Annotated in this window: 13 protein-coding genes; 8 read left to right on the forward strand and 5 right to left on the reverse strand. The window is 68.8% G+C overall.

The window, feature by feature from the left end; all coding sequences use genetic code 11:
• Nucleotides 1-111 precede the first annotated feature (111 nt).
• Nucleotides 112-798, reverse strand: a complete 687-nt coding sequence (locus ACZ6MZ_RS33100) for a transglycosylase SLT domain-containing protein (RefSeq protein ID WP_469356222.1) — start codon at nucleotides 796-798, stop codon at nucleotides 112-114.
• A 470-nt stretch (nucleotides 799-1268) separates the two neighbouring features.
• On the opposite strand from ACZ6MZ_RS33100, the gene ACZ6MZ_RS33105 reads away from it, so the two are divergent.
• The 3 genes from ACZ6MZ_RS33105 (at nucleotide 1269) to ACZ6MZ_RS33115 (ending at nucleotide 3454) form a co-directional block, all read left to right on the forward strand.
• Nucleotides 1269-2414, forward strand: coding sequence for a GAF domain-containing sensor histidine kinase (locus ACZ6MZ_RS33105; RefSeq protein WP_389793015.1), 1146 nt, complete (start codon nucleotides 1269-1271; stop codon nucleotides 2412-2414).
• Complete coding sequence (locus ACZ6MZ_RS33110; RefSeq protein ID WP_389793017.1) at nucleotides 2407-3060, forward strand: response regulator; 654 nt, start codon at nucleotides 2407-2409, stop codon at nucleotides 3058-3060. The genes ACZ6MZ_RS33105 and ACZ6MZ_RS33110 overlap by 8 nt, the downstream gene beginning before the upstream one ends.
• A 145-nt stretch (nucleotides 3061-3205) precedes the next feature.
• Nucleotides 3206-3454, forward strand: coding sequence for a chaplin (locus tag ACZ6MZ_RS33115; RefSeq protein ID WP_469356224.1), 249 nt, complete (start codon nucleotides 3206-3208; stop codon nucleotides 3452-3454).
• 391 nt (nucleotides 3455-3845) lie between these two features.
• Here ACZ6MZ_RS33115 and ACZ6MZ_RS33120 read toward each other — a convergent pair whose 3' ends face one another.
• A complete protein-coding gene (locus tag ACZ6MZ_RS33120; RefSeq protein ID WP_384193886.1) occupies nucleotides 3846-4652 on the reverse strand; it encodes a hypothetical protein in 807 nt (268 codons plus the stop codon).
• Between the two features lie 126 nt (nucleotides 4653-4778).
• Between ACZ6MZ_RS33120 and ACZ6MZ_RS33125 the strand changes: the two genes are divergently transcribed.
• The 4 genes from ACZ6MZ_RS33125 to ACZ6MZ_RS33140 all read left to right on the forward strand — a co-directional run bounded on the left by ACZ6MZ_RS33125 (nucleotide 4779) and on the right by ACZ6MZ_RS33140 (nucleotide 7906).
• A complete protein-coding gene (locus tag ACZ6MZ_RS33125; protein WP_384193883.1) occupies nucleotides 4779-5570 on the forward strand; it encodes an ABC transporter ATP-binding protein in 792 nt (263 codons plus the stop codon).
• A gap of 50 nt (nucleotides 5571-5620) precedes the next feature.
• On the forward strand, nucleotides 5621-6049 hold the full coding sequence (locus ACZ6MZ_RS33130) for an NfeD family protein (RefSeq protein WP_386877738.1): 429 nt from the start codon (nucleotides 5621-5623) through the stop codon (nucleotides 6047-6049).
• 90 nt (nucleotides 6050-6139) lie between these two features.
• Nucleotides 6140-7069, forward strand: coding sequence for an SPFH domain-containing protein (locus tag ACZ6MZ_RS33135; RefSeq protein ID WP_384193877.1), 930 nt, complete (start codon nucleotides 6140-6142; stop codon nucleotides 7067-7069).
• Nucleotides 7070-7129: 60 nt separating this feature from the next.
• Nucleotides 7130-7906, forward strand: a complete 777-nt coding sequence (locus tag ACZ6MZ_RS33140; RefSeq protein WP_469356227.1) for a sulfite exporter TauE/SafE family protein — start codon at nucleotides 7130-7132, stop codon at nucleotides 7904-7906.
• Between the two features lie 60 nt (nucleotides 7907-7966).
• On the opposite strand, the gene ACZ6MZ_RS33145 is transcribed toward ACZ6MZ_RS33140, so the two are convergent.
• From ACZ6MZ_RS33145 to ACZ6MZ_RS33155, 3 genes are all read right to left on the reverse strand, one after another.
• A complete protein-coding gene (locus ACZ6MZ_RS33145; protein ID WP_384193872.1) occupies nucleotides 7967-8479 on the reverse strand; it encodes an HNH endonuclease in 513 nt (170 codons plus the stop codon).
• A gap of 142 nt (nucleotides 8480-8621) precedes the next feature.
• Nucleotides 8622-9161: a YbhB/YbcL family Raf kinase inhibitor-like protein gene (locus ACZ6MZ_RS33150; protein ID WP_389793108.1), complete on the reverse strand. Its 540-nt coding sequence runs from the start codon at nucleotides 9159-9161 to the stop codon at nucleotides 8622-8624.
• A 53-nt stretch (nucleotides 9162-9214) separates the two neighbouring features.
• Entirely contained in the window at nucleotides 9215-9997 is a 783-nt protein-coding gene (locus ACZ6MZ_RS33155) for a sporulation protein (RefSeq protein WP_389793106.1), read from the reverse strand.
• A 73-nt stretch (nucleotides 9998-10070) separates the two neighbouring features.
• On the opposite strand from ACZ6MZ_RS33155, the gene ACZ6MZ_RS33160 reads away from it, so the two are divergent.
• Entirely contained in the window at nucleotides 10071-10712 is a 642-nt protein-coding gene (locus ACZ6MZ_RS33160; protein WP_469356231.1) for a DNA-3-methyladenine glycosylase, read from the forward strand.
• The last annotated feature ends 292 nt before the right edge of the window (nucleotides 10713-11004 follow it).

Consider the following 11004-nt stretch of genomic DNA (forward strand, 5'->3'; position numbering starts at 1 on the left):
GCCGGACCGGGACAGGACCGGCCATACGTCTGAGGGCGGCACCCCGCGGGGTGCCGCCCTTCGGCGTCGGTCGACGTCAGCGCGCGTCAGCACGCGTCGGTGTGCGCCGGCTCAGTAGGCGCTGTTGACGTTGTCCATCGAGCCGTACTTGTCCGCGGCGTAGTTGGCCGCGGCCGTGATGTTGGCGACCGGGTCGTAGATGTCGAAGGGCGTTCCTTCGACGTGGTAGGCCTTGAAGGTCGGCGGGATGACCTGGAGCAGGCCCTTCGACGGGATGCCGTTCTGGGCGTTGATGTCCCAGTTGTTGATCGCGTTCGGGTTACCGCTCGACTCGCGGAGGATGTTGCGGTGCAGACCCTCGTACGAACCGGGGATGCCCTTGGCCTTCATGATGGCCAGCGACTCACGGATCCAGCCGTCCAGGTTGTTCGGGTAGACCGGCTTGCGGTCGGCGGAGCGGCTGGCGGCCGCGGCCTTGGCGCGCTTCTTCTCGGCTGCTGCCTTGGCCTTCGCCTTGGCCTTCGCGGCCGCGTCGGCCTTCGCCTTCGCGGCTGCCTTCTCCTTGGCCGTGGCGTCGGTCTTGGCCGTGACGTGCTGCTTGGCGAGGCTCGCCTGCACGGTCGAGGTCGTGTTCCAGGCCACCGGGGCGGTGGCGGGGGACTGGCTCTCCGTCTCCGCGTGGGAGCCGGGAACCAGCGAGAAGGTGAGAGCCGCGACTCCGGCCGCGGCAACGCCGGCGATGGATGCCCTGTGGGTCTTGTTCAGACGGGTGGGGCCAGGGGTGCGTGACGAGAACATAGAGACGTACCTCTTCGAATAGCGGGAGTCGCGGAGGCCGGACGGCCAGCCTGCTCGGCGGCGACGTCGGCAATTCTTAGCGGCCGCAAAAACGTGTGGCAAAGGTGTGACGTACGACCCCGGATAGTGGAGCGGGGCGCCGAAAGGGGACCTCTTGCCCCATTTATCCACAGCTCACACCACCCTTTTCTGGCGACTAGTCGCGTTCGTAAGTGATGTACGTCCTATGTGCGGGCTCACATCGGAGGCACGCCGAACTCACCCGGGGTTGCTACCGCAATGCGCTGTGTGAGCGGCCAACTGGCATCACCGGATGCGAGACCTCGGGCTCGCGCGGCCCTGCCCGCCCCGCGCCGCTCCGGCGGAATCCGCCCCGGCCCGCAAGGGCCCTTCGGCGTAGGTCGCTGGTCCTGGTCGGGGGCCTTCCGGGGGCCGATACGGTGCGTCTCACGCGCCGGTACGGTGAAGCCATGAGCCACCGACCGCGCTCCGGCCTCGCCGCTGTGAGCACCGCACTCCTCGCGATGAGCAGGCATCTGGAGGTGCGCGACGTCCTCAAGACGATCGTCGCCTCGGCCCGCGAACTGCTCGACGCCGAGTACGCGGCGCTCGGCGTGCCGGACGATCACGGCGGCTTCGCCCAGTTCGTCGTCGACGGCGTCAGCGACGAGCAGTGGAAGGCCATCGGCCCGCTCCCGCGCCAGCACGGCATCCTCGCCGCGATGCTCCACGAGGAGAAGGCCGAGCGCCTCGCCGACGTACGCAAGGACCCGCGCTTCGAGGGCTGGCCCTCCGCCCACCCCGACATGTCCGACTTCCTGGGCCTGCCGGTCAGGGACGGCGACGAGACCATCGCCACGCTCTTCCTCGCCAACAAGCGCTGCCCCAAGCCGGACGGTGCCTGCGGATTCACCGAGGAGGACGAGGAACTCCTCTCGATCCTCGCCCAGCACGCCGCCATCGCCCTCACGAACGCCCGGCTGTACGAGCGCAGCCGGGAACTCACCATCGCCGAGGAGCGCTCACGCCTCGCTCACGAGCTCCACGACGCCGTGAGCCAGAAACTCTTCTCGCTGCGGCTGACGGCCCAGGCGGCGGCCGCGCTGGTGGACCGCGACCCGGCCCGTGCCAAGGGCGAACTCCAGCAGGTCGCCGCCCTCGCCGCCGAGGCCGCCGAAGAACTGCGCGCCGCCGTTGTCGAACTGCGCCCCGCCGCGCTCGACGAGGACGGCCTCGTCCACACCCTCCGCACCCAGATCCAGGTGCTCGACCGGGCCCACTCCGCCCGGGTCACCTTCGACAGCTGTGCCGTACGGGCCCTCCCGGCCGCCCAGGAGGAGGCGCTGCTGCGGGTGGCCCAGGAGGCGCTGCACAACGCGCTGCGCCACTCCGGCGCCGAGCGGGTCGATGTCACCCTCTCCCGCCGCGCCCAGGGCGCGGTCCTCAGCGTCACCGACAACGGCAGCGGCTTCGAGCCCCGGACGGTGCGCCGGGCGGGCCGTCATCTGGGCCTGGTCTCGATGCGCGACCGTGCGAGCGGCGTGGGCGGCAGGCTCACGGTGGAATCGGCGCCCGGACAGGGCACCACGATCAAGATGGAGGTGCCGGGTGGCTGAGAAGGACAGGGGCGGGATCCGGGTCCTGCTGGTCGACGACCACCAGGTGGTGCGGCGCGGCCTGCGTACGTTCCTGGAGGTCCAGGACGACATCGAGGTCGTGGGCGAGGCGTCCGACGGCGCCGAGGGCGTCGCCCGCGCCGAGGAACTGCGCCCTGACGTCGTGCTGATGGACATCAAGATGCCCGGGACCGACGGCATCGAGGCGCTGCGCAAGCTTCGTGAACTCGACAATCCGGCCAAGGTCCTGATCGTCACCAGCTTCACCGAGCAGCGCACCGTGGTTCCCGCGTTGCGCGCCGGGGCCTCCGGCTATGTCTACAAGGACGTCGACCCCGAAGCGCTGGCCGGCGCCATCCGTTCCGTCCACGCGGGACATGTGCTGCTCCAGCCGGAGGTCGCGGGCGCGCTGCTCGCCCAGGACCACACCGGCAGCGGCCAGGGCAGGGGGACGTCGCTCACCGACCGGGAGCGGGAAGTGCTCAGCCTGATCGCCGACGGGCGCTCCAACCGGGAGATCGCTCGTGCGCTGGTGCTCTCCGAGAAGACTGTCAAGACGCACGTCTCGAACATTCTGATGAAACTGGATCTCGCGGACCGTACGCAGGCGGCGCTCTGGGCCGTACGCCATGGGATCGCGGACTGATCCGGAACGTTGCCCTCCGGTCTGAGATTCATACCGTCGGGTGTATGTCACCCACACGGCGCATCCTTCTCGCGGGCCGAGCGTTCTTCATGGCGTGCCGCGGCGTACCGCCGCGGTCACTGATGACGCGATTAAGGAACATCCCATGAAGGTTGCCAAGAAGGCCGCACTGGTCCTCGTCACCGCCGGTCTCGCCGCGGGTGCCTCCGCCGGCGCCGCGTTCGCCACCGACGGCGGCGCCCAGGCCGGCGGCGCGGCGACGCACTCCCCGGGTGTCGTCTCCGGCAACGTGATCCAGGTCCCGGTGCACATCCCGGTGAACCTCACCGGCAACACGATCAACGTGATCGGCCTGCTGAACCCCGCGTTCGGCAACCACTCGATCAACCACTAGGGCTCGGTTCGCCTCCGGGGCGCTTTATGCCGGTGCCGACGGTCGATCGTGCTCGGTTCGCTCGTTCCTCGCGAACCTGTGCGCGTTCTCCCTTTCGGCACCGGCGCGCCCCTTCGGCTCACTCGCCTCTTTTTTGGGGCTCGGTTCGCCTCCGGGGCGCTCATGCCACTGTCGACGGTCGATCGTGCTCGGTTCGCTCGTACCTCGCGAACCTGTGCGCGTTCTCCCGTTCGACAGCGGCGCGCCCCTTCGGCTCACGCACCTCTTTTTCAGGGCTCGGTTCGCCTCCGGGGCGCTTTATGCCGGTGCCGACGGTCGATCGTGCTCGGTTCGCTCGTTCCTCGCGAACCTCCGCGCGTTCTCCCTTTCGACAGCGGCGCGCCCCTTCGGCTCACTCGCCGGGGGGCGGCAGGGGTGTGTTCTTCTGCCGCTCTTCCACGTAGGCGTTGTACGCGGCCACCTGCGCGCGGCGGGCGAGGCGCTCCACCGGGCGCAGCGCCTCGCCGCGCGCCGCCATCTCCGACGCGCTCACCGCGCCGCCGTGCCCGTGCTCGTATGCCAGCGAGACGAGCAGCCCGACCCGCTGGGCCAGCTCCAGCACCCGCACCGCGCGCGGCGGATAGCCGGGAGCCAGCACCTCGCGGCCCCGCTCCGCCCGCGCCCGGTACGCGTCCAGGGCCGCCTCGGCCACCGGGCCCGACGCCGCCACATCCAGCCGGGAGAGCGCCTCCGTCGCGTCCCGCAGCGCCTCGGCCAGCTCGCGTTCCGCCTCTCCGAGCGAGGGCACATCCGCCGGCGGCGCGTCCCGTACCGGCAGGCAGTGCCAGACGACCTCGACATGACGGTCCCCGTCAGGACCCACCGCGGACACCTCGGGCACCAGCCCGTACGCCGCACCCGTGGCGATCACCGCCTCCTCGGCCTCCAGCGCCCGCGCGTTGAACTCCGGCGGCCCGCTGAGCCCCAGCGGATGCCCCGGCGCGGGCAGCGCGACCCTGTATCCGGTCACACCGAGCGCCCGCAGTCGCCCCAGCGCCAGCGTGAGCCCCACGGGCCCTGTCTCGCCCGGCAGGCCCTCCACCCGGTGCAGCGCGTCGTCGCCGACCACGGCCATCACAGCGTCGTCCGGCGATACAAATCCGGCCAGAAGGGCGTTTCCCCAAGCGGCCAGCAGTCCTGAGCGTGGTTGCGAAAGCATGGCCCCAGCCTAGGGAACGGACCTCAAGGCCGGATCGCTGGACCGGTGGCGTAGGTTTTCCCTGGGAGATGTGCCTACAGGCGCACCCAGAACCTCAAGACGATTGCATGGGGAGACAACGCGCTCATGAGCGATGTACTGGAGCTGGTGGACGTATCCGTGGTCCGCGACGGACGCGCTCTGGTGGACGATGTCTCCTGGTCGGTCAAGGAGGGGGAGCGCTGGGTGATCCTCGGCCCCAACGGCGCCGGCAAGACCACCCTGCTCAATCTCGCGTCCAGTTACCTCTTCCCGACCACCGGCAAGGTGACGATCCTCGGGGAGCGGCTCGGCAAGGTGGATGTCTTCGACCTCCGCCCGCGCATCGGCGTGGCGGGCGTCGCCATGTCCGAAAAGCTACCCAAGCGCCAGACGGTCCTGCAGACCGTCCTCACCGCCGCGTACGGCATGACGGCGACCTGGAACGAGGACTACGACGAGGTCGACGAGCAGCGCGCCCGCGCCTTCCTCGACCGGCTCGGCATGACCGAGTTCCTGGACCGCAAGTTCGGCACGCTCTCCGAGGGCGAGCGCAAGCGCACCCTGATCGCCCGCGCGATGATGACCGACCCCGAGCTGCTGCTTCTGGACGAGCCCGCCGCAGGACTGGACCTCGGCGGCCGCGAGGACCTCGTGCGCCGTCTCGGCCGCCTCGCGCGCGACCCGTACGCCCCCTCCATGATCATGGTCACCCACCATGTCGAGGAGATCGCCCCGGGCTTCACCCACGTCCTCATGATCCGCCAGGGCAAGATCCTCGCGGCCGGCCCCATGGAGACGGAACTGACCTCCCGCAACCTCTCGCTCTGCTTCGGACTCCCGCTCGTCGTCGAGCGCGCGGGCGACCGCTGGACGGCGCAGGGTCTGCCGCTCAGCTGACCTGAACTCGCCCCTGTCCTGAGGGGGTTCGCCGGACCTACCATGAACACGTGGAAATCGACGCGTGGGTGTGGTGGCTGATCGGCGCGGTCGGACTGGGCATTCCGCTCGTCCTGACAGCGATGCCCGAGTTCGGCATGTTCTCGGCCGGAGCGGTCGCCGCCGCCATTACCGCGGCGCTCGGCGGCGAAATAGTGGCCCAAGTCCTGGTGTTCGTCGTGGTGTCCGTCGCGCTCATCGCCGTCGTGCGTCCGTACGCGGCCCGGCAGCGCCACGCAAGTCCGGGCTCAGCCACCGGAATCGACGCGCTGAGAGGCCGTCAGGCCCTCGTCCTGGAACGAGTGGACGGCAGAGGTGGCCGGATCAAGCTGGCCGGTGAGGTCTGGTCGGCCCGCACGCTCGACAGCGATATGACGTTCGAACCAGGCCAGCAGGTCGATGTCGTGGAGATTGACGGCGCCACAGCCGTGGTCATGTGAGCCAACCCGGCTGAACGGTCCCCACGTACGTCCCCGGTCTGAGAAACTCGATCATCAGAACATCCGGCAGCGAAGGGCCCGAGGAACGCGATGCCATCAATCATCATCGTCTTGGTCATCCTGGTGGTGCTTGTATTCATCGCCCTGATCAAGACGATCCAGGTCATCCCGCAGGCAAGCGCCGCCATCGTGGAGCGCTTCGGCCGCTACACCCGAACCCTCAACGCGGGCCTGAACATCGTGGTCCCGTTCATCGACTCGATCCGTAACCGCATCGACCTCCGCGAACAGGTCGTGCCCTTCCCGCCCCAGCCGGTGATCACCCAGGACAACCTGGTCGTCAACATCGACACCGTCATCTACTACCAGGTGACCGACGCCCGGGCCGCGACCTACGAAGTCGCCAGCTATATCCAGGCGATCGAGCAGCTCACCGTCACCACCCTGCGCAACATCATCGGTGGCATGGACCTGGAGCGGACCCTCACCTCCCGCGAGGAGATCAACGCGGCCCTGCGCGGTGTCCTCGACGAGGCCACCGGCAAGTGGGGCATCCGCGTCAACCGCGTCGAGCTGAAGGCGATCGAGCCCCCGACCTCCATCCAGGACTCGATGGAGAAGCAGATGCGCGCCGACCGTGACAAGCGCGCGGCGATCCTCACCGCGGAGGGCATCCGCCAGTCGCAGATCCTCACCGCGGAGGGCGAGAAGCAGTCCGCGATCCTCCGCGCCGAAGGTGAGGCCAAGGCCGCCGCGCTGCGCGCCGAGGGCGAGGCGCAGGCGATCCGTACGGTCTTCGAGTCGATCCACGCGGGCGACCCGGACCAGAAGCTCCTCGCGTATCAGTACCTCCAGATGCTCCCCAAGATCGCCGAGGGCGACGCCAACAAGCTCTGGATCGTGCCCAGCGAGATCGGCGACGCCCTCAAGGGGCTCAGCGGAGCCTTCGACAACCTGGGCGGCGGCATGCCGGGCTTCAATACCGGCAAGGAGCGGCGGCAGACCCCCCCGCTCGACTGATCCACCCGCCCCTTCGTGCATGATCGGTGCATCCGGCACCGATCACCGAAGGGCTTTACCGTGACCATCTGGGAGATGCTCGCTGTCTTCGTCGCGGGCATCAGTGCCGGCACCATCAACACGATCGTCGGCTCCGGCACGCTGATCACCTTCCCCGTTCTGCTCGCGACGGGCCTCCCCCCGGTCACCGCCACCGTCTCCAACGCGCTCGGCCTGATACCCGGATCGGTCAGCGGAGCCATCGGCTACCGCGCGGAACTCACCGGCCAGGGCCGCCGCGTCCTGCTCCTGAGCGTCGCCGCGCTCGTCGGCGGACTCAGCGGCGCCACCCTGCTGCTCGTCCTGCCCTCGACGGCCTTCGAGACGATCGTGCCCGTGCTGGTCACGCTCGCCCTCGTCCTGGTGATCCTCCAGCCCCGGCTGGCCAAGGCCGTCCAGGCCCGCCGCGAACGCAACGGCACCGTGGCACGTCCCAACGGCGGCCCGCTCCTGTTTACCGGGCTGCTGCTCGCCAGCGTCTACGGCGGCTATTTCACCGCGGCCCAGGGGATCATCTACCTCTCCCTGATGGGCACGCTGCTCGACGACGCCCTGCAACGCCTCAACGCCGTCAAGAACGTCCTCGCCGCCGTCGTCAACGGCGTCGCCGCGATCTTCTTCCTCTTCGTCGCGGAGTTCGACTGGACGGCGGTGGTGCTCATCGCGGTCGGCTCCGCGCTCGGCGGCCAGCTCGGCGCCAAGGTCGGCCGCCGGCTGCCGCCGGTGGCCCTGCGCGCACTGATCGTGGTGGTCGGCGTGGTCGCCATCGTCCAGCTGCTTCTGCGCCGGTACGGCTGACGCGGACATACGAAAACCCGCTCCCCGGGAAGGGGGCGGGCTTTCCCGCTTCTGGTCCGCTCACGCGGCGGGTTGAACCCCCGCCAGCCAGACCGGCAGCTCCGAGCGCTCGCCCGCCCGCAGCGAGAGCAGCATCGCATCCGCCGGAGACGGCACGAACGGGTCGCGCAGCAGCGGCATCCCCGCCTGCTCCGGCGTACGGTCCGCCTTGCGGTGATTGTCCTCGGCGCAGGACGCGACCGTATTCAGCCAGCTGTCCGCACCCCCTCGGGACCGCGGCACGACATGGTCCACCGTCGTCGCGCGCCTGCCGCAGTACGCGCACCGGTGCTGGTCCCGTATCAGCACACCCCGTCTCGACCACGGAGCCTGTCTTCGGAAAGGCACCCGGACATACCGGCAGAGCCTGATCACCCGGGGCACCGGCAGCTCCACCGCGGCCGCACGCACACGGAGACCGGGGTGGGCCTGCTCGACAACGGCCTTGTCCTGCAGCACCAGCACCACCGCGCGGTTGAGTGTCACCGTCGACAGCGGCTCGAAGCTCGCATTCAATACCAGCGTGTCCCGCATCCCGCCCACCTCCCGTGTGCCGGCCCACCGCCTGGCGGGCTTGGATCAACTCTGGCCGGGCACGCCGAGAGGGACAACACAATAAAAAATGCCCTGCCCTGGTCTCTCCAAGACCAGGGCAGGGCAAACAAAACGCAAACGGTCAGCTCTCCGCGGGTGCGGCGTACTCCCCGATGAGCTGCGCACGCGCCAGCGCGTGGAACCGCAGATTGAACCCGACGAACGCGGGCGACGCGTCACTGTCCGGCCCCAGCCGCTCGCTGTCCACCGCGTACACGGTGAATACGTAGCGGTGCGCGGGATCCCCGGCCGGCGGCGCCGCGCCACCGAAGTCCTTCGACCCGTAGTCGTTACGTGCCTGTACGGCGCCCTCGGGCAGCCCCTCGAACGCGCCGCTGCCCGCACCCACCGGAAGCTCGGTGACCGACGCCGGGATGTCGAAGACCACCCAGTGCCAGAATCCGCTGCCGGTGGGTGCGTCCGGATCGAAACACGTCACGGCGAAGCTCTTGGTCTCCGCCGGGAAACCCTCCCACCGCAGGTGCGGCGAGGTGTTCCCGGCGGCGTGGACCTGCGCGTCCTTCAGCACCGCCCCCGGCGAAACGTCGTCGCTCACCACGGTGAACGACGGCACCTGCGGATGGAAGTCATGAGGGAGCGGAGCCCTCTTCACCTCGGTCACGTGAACCTCCGAATCGGCTGTCCTGCCTTGCGACGCCGAGCCTAGAGGTATGCCTAGAACCAGTTGCGACGGCCACCGACCTCGGCGAGCCACTGGTTGAGATAGGCGGACCAGTCGGTGCTGTGGAAGTCGCCCAGGCCCACCTGGAAGGCCCGGAACGAGTCGCTTCCCTCGGTGAACAGGCCCGGCTTCTTGTCCATCTCCAGGATGACGTCCATCTCGCGGTCGTCCGCGACGAAGGTCAGCTCGACCTGGTTCAGCCCGCGGTACTGCTGCGGCGCGAGGAACTCGATCTCCTGGTAGAACGGCAGCCGCTGACGCGTCCCGCGGATGTGCCCACGCTCCATGTCCGCGCTCTTGAAGCGGAAGCCCAGCTGGATGAAGGCGTCCAGGATGGCCTGCTGCGCCGGCAGCGGGTGGACGTTGATCGGGTCCAGGTCGCTGGAGTCCACCGCCCGCGCGATGTCCAGCTCCGTGGTCACGCCGATGTTCATCCCGCGCAGCTGCTGCCCGTCGATCGTGGTGATCGGCGTCTCCCAAGGGATCTCCAGACCGAACGGAACCACATGCGCCGCTCCGGCCTGCACCTCGAAGGCACCGCCGATGCTCTGCTTGGTGAACTCGATGTTCTGCTTGAGCTCCTGGTCGTTGCCCTCGACCTCGACCCGTGCCTGGAGGCCGACGGAGAGCCCCTGGATCTGCTGGTTCACCGAACCGCCCTGGAGCCGCACCTCGCCCTGAACGACGCCGCCGGGCACGACGTTCGACTCGGTCAGCTCGGTCTCGACGGACGCGCCACCGGCGCCCACGCTCGCGAGCAGCTTCTTGAAGCCCATGTTCACTCCTTCTAGTCCTGACCCCTACATACGCGCCATGACGGTAGTCGGTTCCCGGGTACGCTCGTACGCCATGAAGGAGAGCCCCGATCGAACACCGCTGCCCCGGGACTTCTTCGACCGCCCGGTCCTGGAGGTCGCGCCCGACCTCCTCGGCCGAACGTTGGTACGGAGCACGGACGTTGGGCCCATTGAACTCAGGCTGACCGAGGTAGAGGCGTACGCGGGCGAGATCGACCCCGGCTCGCACGCCTTCCGTGGCCGCACCGCCCGCAACGGTGTGATGTTCGGTCCGCCCGGTCACGCGTACGTCTACTTCACCTATGGGATGTGGCACTGCCTCAACCTGGTGTGCGGACCCGAGGGCATCGCGAGCGGAGTCCTGCTGCGGGCCGGCGAGATCCGTGTCGGCGGCGAACTGGCCCGCACACGTCGGCTCTCGGCCCGCCATGACAGAGAACTCGCCAAAGGCCCGGCCCGGCTGGCCACCGCCCTCGACATCGACCGCGCTCTCGACGGTACGGACGTCTGTGCCGGCCTTGACGCCCCGCTGGCGATACTGACGGGCACCCCCGTCGCGGATGACCAGGTCCGCAGTGGTCCGCGTACCGGAGTGGGCGGCGACGGCGCCGTCCATCCCTGGCGCTTCTGGATCGACGGCGAGCGGTCGGTCAGCCCCTATCGCCCCCACGTACCGCGGCGACGACGAACTTGACTCGTCCTGTTCATCCGCCTAACGTAGCCCGAGCCGCTTGACACGGGCCCTGCTGTTCAGCAGCCGCCCGTAGCGGCCATCCACTACCTACGTTCGAACCCCAACGGGTGTGGATTTCGGCATGCCGAAATTCAAGCCCCACGGCTCGATTATGAGCCGCACGGGGAATCGGCTAAAGTAGTGAACAGCCGAAAGGCAAAGGCCACTCCAAAGGCCACCGGAATTCAAGAGGCAAGAACAGCCAAATGAATCTGGTAAGGTTGGAAACACGAAGTACAGAACAAAATGAAGT

The organism is Streptomyces sp. NPDC042201, assembly GCF_055582185.1.

What these genes read in the sequence shown, in the direction of transcription:
- ACZ6MZ_RS33100 (WP_469356222.1), bottom strand. Translation starts at nt 798, where the DNA reads ATGTTCTCGTCACGCACCCCTGGCCCCACCCGTCTGAACAAGACCCAC.
- ACZ6MZ_RS33105 (WP_389793015.1), top strand. Translation starts at nt 1,269, where the DNA reads ATGAGCCACCGACCGCGCTCCGGCCTCGCCGCTGTGAGCACCGCACTC.
- ACZ6MZ_RS33115 (WP_469356224.1), top strand. Translation starts at nt 3,206, where the DNA reads ATGAAGGTTGCCAAGAAGGCCGCACTGGTCCTCGTCACCGCCGGTCTC.
- ACZ6MZ_RS33120 (WP_384193886.1), bottom strand. Translation starts at nt 4,652, where the DNA reads ATGCTTTCGCAACCACGCTCAGGACTGCTGGCCGCTTGGGGAAACGCC.
- ACZ6MZ_RS33125 (WP_384193883.1), top strand. Translation starts at nt 4,779, where the DNA reads ATGAGCGATGTACTGGAGCTGGTGGACGTATCCGTGGTCCGCGACGGA.
- ACZ6MZ_RS33135 (WP_384193877.1), top strand. Translation starts at nt 6,140, where the DNA reads ATGCCATCAATCATCATCGTCTTGGTCATCCTGGTGGTGCTTGTATTC.
- ACZ6MZ_RS33145 (WP_384193872.1), bottom strand. Translation starts at nt 8,479, where the DNA reads ATGCGGGACACGCTGGTATTGAATGCGAGCTTCGAGCCGCTGTCGACG.
- ACZ6MZ_RS33155 (WP_389793106.1), bottom strand. Translation starts at nt 9,997, where the DNA reads ATGGGCTTCAAGAAGCTGCTCGCGAGCGTGGGCGCCGGTGGCGCGTCC.
- ACZ6MZ_RS33160 (WP_469356231.1), top strand. Translation starts at nt 10,071, where the DNA reads ATGAAGGAGAGCCCCGATCGAACACCGCTGCCCCGGGACTTCTTCGAC.